This is a genomic window from Variovorax sp. M-6 (genome assembly GCF_052114385.1).
In the GTDB taxonomy this organism is placed as follows: Bacteria; Pseudomonadota; Gammaproteobacteria; order Burkholderiales; family Burkholderiaceae_C; genus Variovorax.
Map to the genome: position 1 here is coordinate 50,817 of NZ_JBFREQ010000004.1, position 14,917 is coordinate 65,733.

Annotated in this window: 12 protein-coding genes; 6 read left to right on the top strand and 6 right to left on the bottom strand. The window is 68.6% G+C overall.

The features are described from left to right. Positions 1-139: 139 nt before the first annotated feature. Entirely contained in the window at positions 140-910 is a 771-nt protein-coding gene (locus tag AB4Z46_RS06110) for a 3-hydroxybutyrate dehydrogenase (RefSeq protein WP_442282589.1), read from the top strand. 25 nt (positions 911-935) lie between these two features. Here AB4Z46_RS06110 and AB4Z46_RS06115 read toward each other — a convergent pair whose 3' ends face one another. Next, positions 936-1,625: an SIMPL domain-containing protein gene (locus AB4Z46_RS06115; protein WP_442282818.1), complete on the bottom strand. Its 690-nt coding sequence runs from the start codon at positions 1,623-1,625 to the stop codon at positions 936-938. A 65-nt stretch (positions 1,626-1,690) separates the two neighbouring features. Beyond that, the gene (locus tag AB4Z46_RS06120) at positions 1,691-1,987 is read right to left on the bottom strand and encodes a hypothetical protein (RefSeq protein ID WP_442282590.1); all 297 of its coding nucleotides are present in this window, start codon (positions 1,985-1,987) and stop codon (positions 1,691-1,693) included. Between the two features lie 171 nt (positions 1,988-2,158). On the opposite strand from AB4Z46_RS06120, the gene ompR reads away from it, so the two are divergent. Next, positions 2,159-2,890 carry an osmolarity response regulator transcription factor OmpR gene (gene ompR, locus AB4Z46_RS06125; protein WP_028250078.1) on the top strand — a complete coding sequence of 244 codons (732 nt, stop codon included), beginning with the start codon at positions 2,159-2,161 and terminating at the stop codon, positions 2,888-2,890. An 11-nt stretch (positions 2,891-2,901) separates the two neighbouring features. Beyond that, entirely contained in the window at positions 2,902-4,398 is a 1,497-nt protein-coding gene (locus AB4Z46_RS06130; protein ID WP_442282591.1) for an ATP-binding protein, read from the top strand. Positions 4,399-4,479: 81 nt separating this feature from the next. Here the strand turns inward: AB4Z46_RS06130 and ispF are convergent, their stop codons facing one another. Both ispF and ispD read right to left on the bottom strand, forming a co-directional pair. After that, a complete protein-coding gene (ispF, locus tag AB4Z46_RS06135; protein ID WP_442282592.1) occupies positions 4,480-4,965 on the bottom strand; it encodes a 2-C-methyl-D-erythritol 2,4-cyclodiphosphate synthase in 486 nt (161 codons plus the stop codon). Further along, positions 4,962-5,672: a 2-C-methyl-D-erythritol 4-phosphate cytidylyltransferase gene (gene ispD / locus AB4Z46_RS06140; protein ID WP_442282593.1), complete on the bottom strand. Its 711-nt coding sequence runs from the start codon at positions 5,670-5,672 to the stop codon at positions 4,962-4,964. The genes ispF and ispD overlap by 4 nt, the downstream gene beginning before the upstream one ends. A gap of 107 nt (positions 5,673-5,779) precedes the next feature. On the opposite strand from ispD, the gene mfd reads away from it, so the two are divergent. Genes mfd through AB4Z46_RS06155 form a run of 3 tightly spaced genes read left to right on the top strand, consistent with a single transcriptional unit; the run spans position 5,780 to position 11,213 of the window. Then, a complete protein-coding gene (gene mfd / locus AB4Z46_RS06145) occupies positions 5,780-9,265 on the top strand; it encodes a transcription-repair coupling factor (RefSeq protein WP_442282594.1) in 3,486 nt (1,161 codons plus the stop codon). After that, positions 9,262-9,966, top strand: coding sequence for a phosphoserine phosphatase SerB (gene serB, locus AB4Z46_RS06150; protein ID WP_442282595.1), 705 nt, complete (start codon positions 9,262-9,264; stop codon positions 9,964-9,966). The genes mfd and serB overlap by 4 nt, the downstream gene beginning before the upstream one ends. Next, positions 9,963-11,213 carry a cystathionine gamma-synthase family protein gene (locus AB4Z46_RS06155; RefSeq protein WP_442282596.1) on the top strand — a complete coding sequence of 417 codons (1,251 nt, stop codon included), beginning with the start codon at positions 9,963-9,965 and terminating at the stop codon, positions 11,211-11,213. The genes serB and AB4Z46_RS06155 overlap by 4 nt, the downstream gene beginning before the upstream one ends. 78 nt (positions 11,214-11,291) lie before the next feature. Here AB4Z46_RS06155 and AB4Z46_RS06160 read toward each other — a convergent pair whose 3' ends face one another. Next, positions 11,292-13,544 carry a PhoX family protein gene (locus AB4Z46_RS06160; protein ID WP_442282597.1) on the bottom strand — a complete coding sequence of 751 codons (2,253 nt, stop codon included), beginning with the start codon at positions 13,542-13,544 and terminating at the stop codon, positions 11,292-11,294. Positions 13,545-13,669: 125 nt separating this feature from the next. Then, a complete protein-coding gene (locus AB4Z46_RS06165; protein ID WP_442282598.1) occupies positions 13,670-14,857 on the bottom strand; it encodes an aminotransferase-like domain-containing protein in 1,188 nt (395 codons plus the stop codon). Between the last annotated feature and the right edge of the window lie 60 nt (positions 14,858-14,917).

Here is a 14,917-nt window from a genome sequence, read left to right on the forward strand (position 1 = left end):
CCAGGAAAGCGACTGTCGCCCGGCGAGCCCGCGAGCTTCACGAGGAACGTGAGAAAGGGCGGGCTCGATCATGAAAAGGGCGGAATCTCGATGAAGATAATGGGCTCGTTGCATCCTAATTCATTCGGAGATAGTCATCATGCTCAAAGGCAAAACCGCGCTTGTCACGGGGTCCACCAGTGGCATCGGGCTCGGCATCGCGAAAGCGCTCGCCGGCCAAGGCGCGAACATCGTGCTCAACGGCTTCGGCGATACGGAAGGACCGAAGGCCGAGATCGCCGCGCTGGGCGTGAAGGTCGAGCACCACGGCGCCGACATGAGCCGCGCCGCCGACATCGAGGACATGATGAAGTTCGCCGCCAGCCGCTTCGGCCGCATCGACGTGCTCGTGAACAACGCCGGCATCCAGCATGTCGCGAAGGTCGAGGACTTTCCGGTGGAGCGCTGGGACGCGGTGATCGCGATCAATCTCACGAGCGCGTTCCACACCACGCGGCTGGCCGTGCCGGCGATGCGTGAAGCCAACTGGGGCCGCATCATCAACATCGCCTCCGCGCATGGCCTGGTGGCCTCGGCGCAGAAATCGGCCTACGTCGCGGCCAAGCACGGGATCGTCGGCTTCACCAAGTCGGTGGCGCTCGAGACCGCCACCACCGGCGTCACCAGCAACGCGATCTGCCCCGGATGGGTGTTGACCGCGCTGGTGCAGAAGCAGATCGACGACCGCTCGGCGCGCGAGGGCATTTCGCTGGCGCAGGCGCAGAACGAGCTGCTGGGCGAGAAGCAGCCTTCGCTGCAGTTCACCACCGTGGAGCAATTGGCCGGGCTGGCGGTGTTCCTGTGCTCGCCGGCGGCCGACCAGGTGCGCGGCGTCGCCTGGCAGGTGGACGGCGGCTGGACCGCCCAGTAGGCCTGCCCTGCCCGGCGGCCCCGGGCTACTTCAGCTGCACCGAGCCCGAGACATTGACCACCACGTTGGCCTTGCCGGCCTCGATCGGCACCGGGGCGTCGCCGCTCGACTTCGCCATGGCGTCCATCGACATCATGCGCGGCTGCACGGGGCCGCCGAGATGGGCGTTGACCGCCACTTCACGCAGCGTGTAGCCGCTGAAGCCGAAGCGCTTGGCGAGTTCGTCGGCGCGCTGCTTGAAGTTGTCGATCGCGACGCCCTGCGCCTCGGTCTGGGTCTTGGCCTGCTGCTCGCGGCTCAGGCCGAAGCCGATGTTGGCGATCGTCAGGGTGCTGATCCGGGCTGCGGTCTGCGTGATGCGCGGGAAGTCCCGGCCCTCGAGCACCAGCGAAGCCGTGCCGCGCCAGCCGGTCATCTTGCCATCGCGGCTGTAGCGCGGCGCCAGATTGAAATTGCCGGTGCGCACGTCGAGCTGGCCCGGCTGGGCGTTCTTGCGCGCCTCGGTCAAGGCAGCGTCGAGCGCGGTGCGCAACTGCGTCTGCACCGTGGCCGCATCCGCCGCCTCGCGGGTGGTGTTGAGCGTCATGCTCAGCAGGTCCTGCTGGACCTCGACCGTCGAATCGGCCGACAGCTGAAGCACGTTCTGCGGCGGCGGGAGGGTCACGCCCTGGGCCCAGGCGGCACCAGCGCCCATCAAGACGGCACAGGCCGCCATCCATTTGACATTGTTCAAATCAGCAAATCCTCGGATGAAAGAAAAGAGCCCCGACCTGCCGCGGCTCAGGGCCGCTGGCTGCGCGGGGTGGTCGACGCGCCCTTGGATGGCGCGTCCGGCATCATGCGCTCAGCCGGCTGCGATTCTGCCGACCGCACGCCTTCCGGCGCCGGCGCCCACTGCTGGCGCACCTGCTGGCGAAGCTGGGCCAGTTCGGCAGGCGACAGGCGCCGCCCGGCGCCGCCATCTCGCGCCTCCATGCGGGGGGCGTTGCCCGCGCCCAGCATTCCGGCGGGGCCGGCCCAGGTCGGCAAGCCCCAGGAGGCAAGCAGCAATGACAGCATGAGGAGGTTGGATTTCATGGCGGCAAGAAGTGACGACGGGTCACTGTGCCATCGCCTTGCAAGGCGCAGACGTCCCGACCGCTAGCGTCCGCAAGTTTTGTAACTTAGTGTCAACACCTACCCCAAAGCCGGCCAATGGACCCTTAACGGCTTCAGAATTGGCGTTGTTACAAATTCGGCGTTGTGAAAATGAATCAAGCTCCCGCTCGCACAGACAAGATCGTGATCGTCGACGACGACGCACGCATCCGCGACCTGCTGCGCCGCTACCTGACCCAGGAAGGTTTCGAGGTCATCGTGGCGGAAGACGGCAAGGCTCTCAACCGCATCCTGCTGCGCGACACGGTCGACCTGATCGTGCTCGATCTCATGATGCCCGGCGAAGACGGCCTCTCGGTCTGCCGCCGCTTGCGTGCCGCCAACGACCGCACGCCCATCATCATGCTGACCGCCAAAGGCGAGGACGTCGACCGCATCGTCGGGCTCGAAGTCGGCGCCGACGACTACCTCGGCAAACCGTTCAATCCGCGCGAACTGCTGGCCCGGGTGCATGCGGTGCTGCGGCGGCGCCCGCCGCTGGAGGCGCCCGGCGCCCCGTCGACCGACAACGAGACCGTGAACTTCGGCCCCTTCAGCTTCGACCTCGGTTCGCGCACCCTCAAGAAGGACGGCGAGGAACTCTCGCTGACCACCGGCGAGTTCGCGATGCTGAAGGCGCTGGTGCGCCACCCCCGGCAGCCGCTGTCGCGCGAGAAACTGGCGCAGTTGGCGCGCGGGCGCGAATTCGAGCCCTTCGACCGCAGCCTGGACGTGCAGATCTCGCGCCTGCGCAAGCTGGTCGAATCCGACGCCGCGGCGCCGCGCTACATCCAGACGGTCTGGGGCGTCGGCTACGTGTTCGTGCCGGACGGCACGACCTGAAGCGCTGACGGATGGCCGCAGGCATCGGCCCCCAGACCACCCAGCCCAGCCCGCTCGAGGACAGCACCCAGGGCACGCTGCCGAGCCCTCTGGGCAGCATCGGCGCGCGCCGTCGCAGGAAGCGGCTGCACCTGGGGCTCAGCCTCTTCTGGCGCACCTTCTTCCTGCTGGTGCTGCTGCTGGTGGGCTGCACAGTGGCCTGGCTGCAAACCTTCCGCGCGCTGGAGTACGAGCCGCGCGCGATCCAGACCGCCCACCAGATCGCCTCGCTGGTGAACCTGACGCGAGCGGCGCTGGTGTACTCCGACGCCATCACGCGCGTGTCGCTGATCAAGACCCTGGCCGACCAGGAAGGCGTGCGGATCCTGCCGCGCGAGCCCGGCGACCGTTTCATGCCCTACACCAGCGGAGCGCTCGACCAACGGGTGACCGAGGAGCTGATCGCGCGGCTCGGCGAAGGCACCACCGTCGCCAGCCGCGTCAACGAGGAGCCGGGCCTGTGGATCGGCTTCACGATCGAGAGCGACACCTACTGGCTGCTGGTCGACCCGACGCGCTTCAGCCGCCTCGACCGCCGCACCTGGATGATCTGGCTGGCGACCACGATGGCGCTCTCGCTGGCCGGCGCGGCGCTGATCACGCGGCTGATCAACCGGCCGCTGAAGCAGCTGTCGCAGGCCACGCTGCAGGTGCGCGAGGGCGAGTACGAGGCGCACCGGCTCGACGAGCGGGCCCGCACCAACGAGATCCGGGCGGTCAATGTCGGCTTCAACCGGATGGCCGACCAGCTCGCCAAGATCGAGCAGGACCGCGCCGTGATGCTGGCCGGCATCTCGCACGACCTGCGCACGCCGCTGGCGCGGCTGCGACTGGAGACCGAGATGAGCGTGGCCGACGAGGACGCACGCGACCACATGGCGGCCGACATCGCGCAGCTCGACGCGATCATCGACAAGTTCCTCGACTACGCGCGACCCGACCACGTCGACTTCCGGCCGGTGCTGCTGCGCGACGTGATCGACGCCTGCACCTACGCCGTGCAGGACCACGAGGACATCAAGATCACGGTCGACGTGCCGGCCGACCTCCGGGTGATGGCCGACGAGGTCGAGCTGCAGCGGGTGATCTCCAACCTGGTCGAGAACGCACGCCGCTACGGCAAGACGCCTTCCACCGGCGTCGCCGACATCACGATCCAGGCCCAGGCGCACAACGATGCGGTGCTGATCAAGGTGCGCGACCACGGCGCCGGCGTCGCGCCCGCGATGCTGTCGCAGTTGAGCAAGCCCTTCTTCCGCGGCGACGTGGCGCGCACCTCGGCGGCCGGCGCCGGACTGGGTCTGTCGATCGTGACCAAGAACATCGAGCGCATGGGCGGCACCTTCGCGCTCACCAGCACGCCGGGGCGCGGGCTGGCGGCGCACATCCGGATGCCGCGCGCGGCCTCGGTCAAGGGCGATGCGGCGGCCAAGGACAAGCAGGCGCCGGGGGCGGCCGCCAAGGCCTAGCCTGGCCGGCGCCGGGCGGCCCCAAGGCGGCCTGCGGCCCCCTCGGGGGGCAGCGACGACACGAAGTGCGGAGCGTGGGGGCTAGCGGAACAGCAGGACAACGGCGCGCGCTTCCATCGCCCTGCCCTCGCCCACGGGGCCCATCTTCTCGGCGGTCTTGGCCTTGACGTTCACCTGCTCGACCACGATGCCGAGCGCCGCGGCGATGCGCTGGCACATCGCCGGGATGTGCGGCGCCAGCTTCGGCGCCTGCGCGATGACGGTGCTGTCGACGTTGCCGATCTGCCAGCCGGCGGCGCGTACCCGGCGCGCCGCCTCAGCGAGCAGCACCGATGAATCCGCGCCGCGGAACTGGGGATCGGTGTCGGGGAAATGGCGGCCGATGTCGCCGAGGCCGGCGGCGCCGAGCAGCGCATCGGTGATCGCGTGCAGCAACACGTCGGCGTCCGAATGCCCCAGCAGACCGGTGCCGTGGGGCACCTCGACACCGCCGAGTATCAGCTTGCGGCCGGCCACCAGCTGGTGGATGTCCCAGCCTTCGCCGATGCGGATGTCGGAACCGTTCATGGCTTGCTCCGGCGGCTGCGCAGGATCGACTCCGCCAGCGCGAAGTCCTCCGCAAAGGTGAGCTTGAAGTTCTGCGCGCTGCCCGGCACCAGCAGCGGGGCCAGGCCGATGGCCTCGATCGCGCTGGCCTCGTCGGTCACCGCATCGCCGCTGCGCTCCAGCGCGTCGAGCAGCATGCCGATGCGGAACATCTGGGGCGTCTGGGCCAGCCACTTGTCGGCGCGGGTCGCCGTGCCCGCAACCCGGCCGTCGGGCGTGGCGACCTTGAGCGTGTCCGCCAGCCGGTGCGCCAGCAGGCCGCCAACCGCGTCGTGCTCGCAGGCCGCGATCAGCGCCTCGATCTGGGTCGGCGTGACCAGGCAGCGCGCGGCATCGTGCACCAGCACCCAGTCGTGCGGCTCGGCACCGAGCTGCCGCAGCGAGCGCAGCCCGTTGCGCACCGTCGCGGCCCGACTGGCGCCGCCAACCCGCAGCAGGTGTTCGCGCTCGGCCGGAAAGCGCGGCAGCACGATGCCGACGTCGGCATCGCCGGGGGCCACCACCAGCGCCAGCCCGGCGAAGGTTCCGGCCAGGGCGCGGAAAGCCTCCAGCGTGTGTTCGACCATCGGGCGGCCGGCGATACGCTGGTACTGCTTGGGGCCGGTGCTGCCGGCACGGCTGCCGGAGCCCGCGCAGGGGATCAGGACGAAAAGACGGGAAGCGGACATGGGGGGGTGCAATGGCGGCCAGCGACAAAGGGGCAGCCATTCTAGAATCGGGCTTCGCACACCCCTCGCCGACCGGCGCGGGGTGTTCTGCATTTCCCGGGCACTCCATGGACCTCCCCCAACTCACGGCGGGCAAGCGCTTCACGCTGCCGCGCCCTCCGCTGTCGGCCGACGCGCTGATGCTGGCGCAACTGGCCGAGCGCGAGAAAACGGCCGGCCGCGCGACCGCGGTGTTCACCGCCGACGCCAACGACGCGCAGCGGCTGATCGACGAGATCGCCTTCTTCGCGCCGGGCCTGCGCTGCGCGCTGTTTCCGGACTGGGAAACGCTGCCCTACGACAGCTTCTCGCCGCACCAGGACCTGATCAGCGAGCGGCTCGCGACCCTCTGGCGCATCAGCCAGAAAGAGGCCGACGTGGTGCTGGTGCCCGCCACCACCGCGCTCTACAAGCTGGCGCCGCCGGCCTTCCTGGCCGGCTACACCTTCCATTTCAAGAGCGGCCAGAAGCTGCAGGATTCCAAGCTCAAGGCCCAGCTCACGCTGGCCGGCTACACCCATGTGACGCAGGTGGTGAGCCCGGGCGAGTACGCGGTGCGCGGCGGCCTGATCGACCTGTTCCCGATGGGCTCGCCGGTGCCGTTCCGGGTCGACCTGTTCGACGACGAGATCGACTCGATCCGAACCTTCGACCCGGACACCCAGCGCAGCCTCTACCCGGTGCCCGAGGTGCGGCTGTTGCCGGGCCGCGAGTTCCCGATGGACGACGACGCGCGGGCGCGCTTTCGCAGCCGCTGGCGCGAACTGCTCGAGGGCGACCCGACGCGCAGCCGGATCTACAAGGACATGGGCAACGGCGTCGCCACGGCGGGCATCGAGTACTACCTGCCGCTGTTCTTCGAAGAAACCGCGACCGTTTTCGACTACCTGGGCGCCGATGCGACGGTGGTGCTGCACGGCGAGCTGGAGCCGGCCTTCCAGCATTTCTGGCAGGACACCGGCGAGCGCTACCGCCTGGTGCAGGGCGACCCTGAGCGGCCCGCGCTGCCGCCCGAGGCGCTGTTCCTGAACGCCGAGCAGTTCTACCAGCGCGCCAAGCCGCACGCGCAGCTCGCCATCCGCGGCGAGGCGGCCGCCGATGTGCCGCCCTACGCCGAGTTCGACACCCTGCCCCCCTTCGCGGTGGTGCGCGGCGCCGACGACCCGCTGGTCAAGCTCAAGGAGCACATCGGCAGCACGCCGCACCGCGTGCTCGTGATTGCCGAGAGCGACGGCCGGCGCGAAAGCCTGCTCGACTTCCTGCGCGCCAGCGGCGTCGGTCCGCCGGCCTTCGATTCGCTGGCCGAGTTCGAGGCCTCGCCCGACGAGAAGATCGGCATCGCGACCGCCGCGCTGGTGGCGGGCTTCGCCTGGCGCGAACAGGGCATCGACTTCGTCACCGAGACCGAGCTGTTCGCCACCGCGCCGGCAACCCGGCGCCGCAACAAGAAGCAGGAGCAGGTCAGCGACGTCGAGGCGCTGATCAAGGACCTGAGCGAACTCGCGATCGGCGACCCGGTGGTGCATTCCGCGCACGGCATCGGCCGCTACCGCGGGCTGGTCAACATGGACCTGGGCCAGGGCGTGGATGCCGAGGGCAAGCCGCTGCTGCAGGAGATGCTGCACCTGGAGTACGCCGACAAGGCCACGCTCTACGTGCCGGTGTCGCAGCTGCACCTGGTGAGCCGCTACACCGGCGTCAGCGCCGACGAGGCGCCGCTGCACAAGCTCGGCTCGGGCCAGTGGGAGAAGGCCAAGCGTCGCGCCGCCGAACAGGTGCGCGATTCGGCCGCCGAGCTGCTCAACATCTACGCCCGCCGCGCGGCGCGCGAGGGCCATGCGTTCCGCTTCTCGGCCGCCGACTACGAGGTGTTCGCCAACGACTTCGGCTTCGACGAGACCGCCGATCAGAAGGCCGCGATCCACGCCGTGATCCAGGACATGATCTCGCCGCAGCCGATGGACCGGCTGGTCTGCGGCGACGTCGGCTTCGGCAAGACCGAGGTCGCGCTGAGGGCCGCCTTCGTGGCGGTGACCGGCGGCAAGCAGGTGGCCTTCCTGGCGCCCACCACGCTGCTGGCCGAGCAGCACTACCAGACGCTGGTCGACCGTTTCGCCAAGTGGCCCGTGAAGGTGGCCGAGATGAGCCGCTTTCGCTCGGCCAAGGAAATCACCACCGCTGCCAAGGGGCTGGGCGACGGCAGCGTGGACATCGTGGTGGGCACGCACAAGCTGCTTTCGCAGTCGGTCAAGTTCAAGAACCTGGGCCTGCTGATCATCGACGAGGAGCATCGTTTCGGCGTCCGCCACAAGGAAGCGATGAAGGCCATGCGCGCCGAGGTCGATGTGCTCACGCTCACGGCGACGCCGATCCCGCGAACGCTGGGCATGGCGCTCGAARGGCTGCGCGACCTCAGCGTGATCGCCACCGCGCCGCAGCGGCGGCTCGCGATCAAGACCTTCGTTCGCAACGAAGGCACCGGCGTGATCCGCGAGGCCGTGCTGCGCGAACTCAAGCGCGGCGGGCAGGTCTACTTCCTGCACAACGAGGTCGAGACGATCGAGAACCGGCGCCAGAAGCTCGAACAGATATTGCCCGAGGCGCGCATCGCGGTAGCGCACGGACAGATGCCCGAGCGCGAACTCGAGCGCGTGATGCGCGACTTCGTGGCCCAGCGCTACAACCTGCTCCTGTGCTCGACAATCATCGAGACCGGCATCGACGTGCCGACCGCCAACACCATCGTGATGAGCCGTGCCGACAAGTTCGGCCTGGCGCAGCTGCACCAGCTGCGCGGCCGCGTCGGMCGCAGCCACCACCAGGCCTACGCCTACCTGATGGTGCCGGACATCGACGGCCTGACCAAGCAGGCGGCGCAGCGGCTCGACGCGATCCAGCAGATGGAAGAGCTCGGCTCGGGCTTCTACCTCGCGATGCACGACCTCGAGATCCGCGGCGCCGGCGAGGTGCTGGGCGAGAACCAGAGCGGCAACATGCTGGAGATCGGCTTCCAGCTCTACAACGAGATGCTGGCCGAGGCCGTGCGTTCGCTCAAGGCCGGCCAGGAGCCCGACCTGCTGGCGCCGCTGTCCGTCACGACCGAGATCAACCTGCATGCGCCGGCGCTGCTGCCCGACGACTACTGCGGCGACGTGCACCTGCGGCTGTCGTTCTACAAGAAGCTCGCGACGGCCAAGACGCCCGACCAGATCGACACCCTGCTGGAAGAAATCGTCGACCGTTTCGGCAAGCTGCCGCCGCAGGGACAGACGCTGATCGACGTGCACCGGCTGCGCGTGCTGGCGCGGCCCTACGGCGTGGTCAAGGTCGACGCCGCGCCGGGCGTGATCCACATCACGTTCAAGAAGGACCCGCCGGTCGATTCGATGAACATCATCCAGCTGATCCAGAAGAACAAGCACATCAAGCTCGCGGGCAACGAGAAGCTGCGCATCGAGCGCGAGCTGAAGGAGCCCAAGGAGCGCGCGCAGATGGTGCGCGACGTGCTGCGCAGCCTGGGCCAACCCAAAGTACAGGAGCCGGCACCGGCATGAAAGAACTCTCTCCCGGCCTGGTCGTCCAGCGCTTCACGCCGCCGCTCGCGCTCGCCGACTTCAAGCTGATCGCGTTCGACATGGACTCGACGCTGATCAACATCGAGTGCATCGACGAGATCGCCGACGCGGTCGGCAAGAAGGCCGAAGTCGCGGCCATCACCGAGGCCACGATGCGCGGTGAGATCAAGGATTTCAAGGAAAGCCTGCGGCGCCGCGTGGCCCTGCTCAAAGGCGTTCCGGTGGCCTCGCTGCAGCAGGTCTACGACCAGCGGCTGCGGCTGAATCCGGGCGCGGAACAACTGGTCGCGACCTGCAAGGCCGCCGGGCTCAAGGTCCTGCTGGTCTCGGGCGGCTTCACTTTCTTCGCCAACCGGGTGAAGGCGCGCCTGGGGCTGGATTTCGCGCGCTCGAACCTGCTCGACGAGGCCGACGGCCAGCTCACCGGCAGCGTCGTCCAGCAGTCCTGGGGCGACATCTGCGACGGTGCCGAGAAACGCCGCACGCTGCTCGAGGTCGCTTCGCTGCTGGGCATCTCGGCCGCCGAGACGATCGCCGTGGGCGACGGCGCCAATGACCTGCCGATGATGGGCGAGGCCGGCCTCTCGGTGGCCTACCACGCGAAGCCGAAGGTGCGCGAACAGGCCATGGTTGCGATCAACGAAGGCGGCCTCGACCGGCTGCTCGAAGTCCTGCGGTGACCGCCGTGCCCGACGACGAGCTCCCTCCGCCCACCTCGCAGACGCTGCATGGCGATCGCCGGGACGGCGTCGAGCACGGCGCGATCCACAAGCCGATCCACACCTCGGTGCAGTACGGCTTCGACCGCGTCGAGGACCTGATCGGCGTCTTCCAGGGCACCGTCAGGAACAGCTTCAGCTATGCCCGCCAGGGCACCCCGACCAGCGCCGCGCTCGAAGCCAAGATCAGCCAGCTCGAACAGGGCATCGGCAGCATCTGCTTCGCCAGCGGCATGGCCGCGCTGAGCGCCCTCTTCCTGACGCTGCTGCGCGCGGGCGATCACCTGGTGGCCAGCCGCTACGTCTTCGGCAACACCAACAGCCTGTTCGGCACGCTGGGCGATCTGGGCGTGGCGGTCAGCAAGGTCGACGCCGGGTCGGCGGACAAGGTTCGCGCGGCGCTGCGGCCCGAGACCCGCATGGTGTTCGTCGAGACGGTCGCGAACCCCGGCACCCAGATTCCCGACCTCGAGGCCATCGGCGCGCTGTGCCGCGAGCGCGGGCTGCTCTACGTGGTGGACAACACGATCACCTCGCCAGCCCTCTTCCGCCCGAAGAGCGTGGGCGCCGGGCTGGTCGTGAACTCGCTCACCAAGACCATCGCGGGGCACGGCGCGGCGCTGGGCGGCGCGGTCACCGACACGGGCGAGTTCGACTGGCGCGGCTATCCCAACATCGCGGCCAGCTACCGCGCCATGGACCCGCGCCAATGGGGCCTGCAGCAGATCCGCAAGAAAGGCCTGCGCGACATGGGCGGCACACTGGCGCCCGAGCAGGCCCACCGCATCAGCCTGGGCGCCGAGACCCTGTCGCTGCGGGTCGCGCAGACCAGCGCCACCGCGTTGGCGCTGGCGCGTTTTCTCGACGCGCATCCGGCGGTCGGCAGGGTGCACTACCCGATGCTCGAAAGCCACCCGCAGCATGCGCTGGCCGTGCGCCACTTCAAGGCCGGCTCCTGGCTGCTGGCCTTCGAACTGCACGACAGCGCGCGCATGCCGGCGATGCTCGACCGGCTCCAGCTGGCGATCAAGGCCACCGGCCTGGGCGACAACCGCACGCTCGTGATTCCGGTGGCGCCGACGATCTACTGGGAGGCCGGGCCGGTGGTGCGCGCCGAGATGGGAATCGCCGACGGGCTGGTCCGGGTCTCGGTCGGACTGGAGTCGGCCGACGAACTGATCGCGGATTTCGAGCAAGCCATCGCCTGACTCGCCCCAAGGCCGCCTCGGGTGGCCGCCAGGATCCCGCGCGGGCTCCCGTCAACGCCATCCCGAGGGCGCTTCGCCTCAGAGCCCGATCAAGCCGCCGTCGTCCTTCGTGATCACCACCGTGGCCGAGCGCGGCCGCGCCGTTCCACCCTGGGGCCAGTGACTGCCGAACTTGCTCGGGTCGCTGATGCTGGCGGCCGGCGTGGTCTCGCCCGGGTGCTGGATGTTCACGAACAGCGCACGGCCGTCGCCGGATTCGGCGATGCCGGTGATCTCGCAATCCTTCGGACCGACGAGGAAGCGACGCAAGCCCTCCGTGCCAGGCGCCTTGCCGACGAAGGTCGCCTGCGTGGCGCTGGTGGCGCCGTCCACGTTGGTGATGGTCTTCGCGGCACCATCGCCCACCTGGCCCGGCAGCGCGGCCAGCATCATGCAGTTGGTCACGTCCGTGTACTTGCTGTCGTCGGTCTCGAGCCAGAGCAGGCCGGCAGTCGCCGAGCTGAACCACATGCCGTCGGGGCTCGAGAAGTCGTTGTCGGCGACCAGGCTCGACAGGTTGACGTCGGCCGAGGCCGTGGAGCGCGCGCCGAACAGATAGACATCCCACTTGAAGGTCGTGGCGGCCGGGTTGCCGTTCGCATCCGCGAAGCGGACGATGTGGCCGTTCGGATTGCCCTTCTGCGCCGTCTGGCCCGGACCCTTGGGGTCGTTGTAGGACCGCGGATTGGCCGCGTCGGTGCCGCCCACGGGGCGCGCCGAGTTGTTCGTGAGGGTCACGTACACCTCGCCGTTCTTCGGGTTGACGGCCGTCCACTCGGGCCGGTCCATCTTGGTCGCACCGGCCGCGTCGGCCGCAAGTCGGACGTTGACCAGCACATCTGCCGCATCGGCGAAGGCATAGGCAGGGTTGCCGGCCGTGATACCGTTGACGCCAAGCGCGAGCTCGAGCCAGGTTCCGGTGCCGTCGGCGTTGAACCTGGCCACGTAGAGCTTGCCGTCGTCCATGTACTTGTCGCCGGCCGCGATGCCGCCGTTGACGTCGGCCGCGTCCCATGCCTTTGTCGAGACGAATTTGTAGATGTACTCGTTCTGCGAGTCGTCGCCCATGTACCAGACCAGCGGCTTGCCGACCACGACCGGGCCGAGGCACGCGCCCTCATGGCCGAAGCGGCCCAGCGCGGTGCGCTTCCTGGGCGTGCTGGCGGGTGTGAAGGGGTCGATCTCCACCACCCAGCCGTAGGTGTTGGCACCGTTGCGATAGTCATCCACGGCACTGGCCGCACCGCCGATGACCTCGGTGTTCCAGCGGCCATAGAGGTTGTCGGCCGTGTCGGGCGTGACCGTGGCCCAGAGTTCGCGGCCCGTGCCCGCGACGCCGTAGCGTCCGAAGGCGGCGATTTCCTTCGCGTTGCGGCTCGGATCGTCGTTCACCGCGATGCGGCGGAAGTAGCCGGCCCAGTTCTCCTCGCAGGTGAGATAGGTGCCCCAGGGCGTGGTGCCGTTGGCGCAGTTGTTGACCGTGCCGCGGGTCTTGCTGCCGTCGATCGAGTACTTGGTCTTCAGGTAGTTGGTCTTCGCAGCCGGGCCCGAGAACTGCATCTCGGTCAGCGTGTGGACACGGCGGTTGAAGGTCGAGTCCTGCTTGTAGCTCCAGGCGCTGCCGTTCCTGGCGACCTCGATCACGCTCACGCCGTGCACGAAGAACTCGCGCTGCACCTCGGCGGCGACGCTGCGCACGGCGGCGTTGCCGGAGCCGACGATGGTCTGGCCGGTGGGATGCAGGAACAGCGCCGTGATCGCCTCGTGGTTCATCGCGAGCAGGCCGCGCGCCGCGGCCGCCGGGTCCCACTTGTTCGACGCGTTGATGCCGAAGTAGGTCATGCCGTCATGGTGGTCGCCGGCCCGCTGATCGTAGCTGGCGGGCGCGTCGGTGCCGTCGTTCAGATAGGCCGGAACGCCTGCCGCGATCGGGTCGCCGAGTCGGTACAGCACGCTCGCCGTATAGCCCAGGGGTACCGAGACCACGTCGGCAAGGCTCTTCGGCACGGCGGTGAAGCCGAGCTTGGTGCTGGCCGGTGCGGGCGAAGGCACAGGGGCCGGTGCCGGCGAAGGCGCGGGAGCCGGTGCCGCGACGGGCAGGAATCCATTGCTTCCGCCGCCGCCACAGGCCTGAAGCAGCGCGACGCTGGCGCTGCCGACGCCGAGCCCGAACAGATTGCGGCGGCTCAGGCGCGCCTCGACCAGGTCGCCGAAGGAGGGGTTCGATGTCTTGTTGTAGCCGATGTCGTCCGGGTCGATCTGGGGGGCGTCCGAAGGGATGTTCGCGGTCATGCGTGGTTCTTTCATGGGTATGAAGATCGGGAGATCAACCCATGAAGTTAAAGACAACGGATGACGCCGCGACGAAAGCGCGGTGTCAGTTCGATGACGGCCCCGTGCCGACGGTCGCGCGAAAACTACAGCGCCGCGCCCAGCCGCGCAATGCCTTCGCGGATCTTATCGACGTTGGCAGTCGCAAAGCTCAGCCGCAGCGTCGCGACGTCCGGCTTCTCGGCGAAGAAGGGCGCGCCGGGCACGAAGGCCACGAGCTTTTCGATCGCCCGCTTGGCGAGCACGTTGGCGTCGTCGATCTTGCCGTTCGCGCCCGTGAGACGCGCCCAGAAGAACAGGCCGCCGCCCGGCTGCGTGAAGGTGACGGCATCGCCGAGTTCCTTCCGGAGCGCCTCGCCCATGGCCAGCGCCCGTTCCGCATAGACCTTGCGCACATTGGCCAGCGTGGCCGGCATGCGGCCGCTCTTGAGGTACTGCGCGGCCGTCGCCTGCGCGAAGGTGCTGGTGTGGGCGTCGCTGAACTGCTTGCACATGGTGGCCTTGGCCAGCAGCTCGGCCGGGCCGATCATCCAGCCGATGCGCAGGCCCGGGCTCAGCACCTTGCTGAGGCTGCCGCAATGCGCGACGAGTTCCCGGCTGCCGGGCACATCCTTGGTGAGCGACATGATCGACGGCGGCGGTGCCTGGTCGAAGTAGAGGTCGCCGTAGGGGTCGTCCTCCACGATCAGCGTCTGGTGCCTGACCGCCATCTCGAGCACCTTCTTGCGCCGCTCCAGGCTCAGCATCGCGCCGCTCGGGTTGCCGAAGGTCGGGATCAGGTAGACGAACTTCGGCTTGTGCTCGGCGATGAGCTTCTCGAGTTCGTCGGTGCGCACGCCGTTGGCGTCGATCGGTGCACTGATCAACTGCGCGCCGTACAGGCGAAAACACTGGATGGTCGCGAGGAAGGTCGGGCCTTCGACGATCACCTTGTCGCCGGGCGAGATCAGCGTCTTGCCGAGCAGGTCCAGCGCCTGCTGGCTGCCGGTGGTGACGATCAGGCCGCTGGGATCGACCTCGACGCCCTTGGTCTTCATGAAGGCACTGAGCTGCGTGCGCAGCGGCTCATAGCCTTCGGTGGCGCCGTACTGCAGGGCGCCGCCGGGCTCTTCGGCCAGCGCCTTGGCGCTGGCCTCCTTCAGCCCCTCGACATCGAACATCGCGCTGTCGGGGAAGCCGCCCGCGAAGCTGATGATGCCGGGCGTGCCCAGCAGCTTGAAGAGTTCGCGAATGGCGGAGGTTTCGACGTTGTCGAGGCGGGAGGCGAATTGCATGAGAGCCTTCTTCGGAGGAGTTGCAGAAGGAGATTGTCGCAGCGTGCGGCAACACGGCCG

Coding starts and splice junctions, on each gene's coding strand:
- AB4Z46_RS06110 (WP_442282589.1), top strand. CDS start 140: ATGCTCAAAGGCAAAACCGCGCTTGTCACGGGGTCCACCAGTGGCATC.
- AB4Z46_RS06115 (WP_442282818.1), bottom strand. CDS start 1,625: ATGGCGGCCTGTGCCGTCTTGATGGGCGCTGGTGCCGCCTGGGCCCAG.
- AB4Z46_RS06120 (WP_442282590.1), bottom strand. CDS start 1,987: ATGAAATCCAACCTCCTCATGCTGTCATTGCTGCTTGCCTCCTGGGGC.
- ompR (WP_028250078.1), top strand. CDS start 2,159: ATGAATCAAGCTCCCGCTCGCACAGACAAGATCGTGATCGTCGACGAC.
- AB4Z46_RS06130 (WP_442282591.1), top strand. CDS start 2,902: ATGGCCGCAGGCATCGGCCCCCAGACCACCCAGCCCAGCCCGCTCGAG.
- ispF (WP_442282592.1), bottom strand. CDS start 4,965: ATGAACGGTTCCGACATCCGCATCGGCGAAGGCTGGGACATCCACCAG.
- ispD (WP_442282593.1), bottom strand. CDS start 5,672: ATGTCCGCTTCCCGTCTTTTCGTCCTGATCCCCTGCGCGGGCTCCGGC.
- serB (WP_442282595.1), top strand. CDS start 9,262: ATGAAAGAACTCTCTCCCGGCCTGGTCGTCCAGCGCTTCACGCCGCCG.
- AB4Z46_RS06160 (WP_442282597.1), bottom strand. CDS start 13,544: ATGACCGCGAACATCCCTTCGGACGCCCCCCAGATCGACCCGGACGAC.
- AB4Z46_RS06165 (WP_442282598.1), bottom strand. CDS start 14,857: ATGCAATTCGCCTCCCGCCTCGACAACGTCGAAACCTCCGCCATTCGC.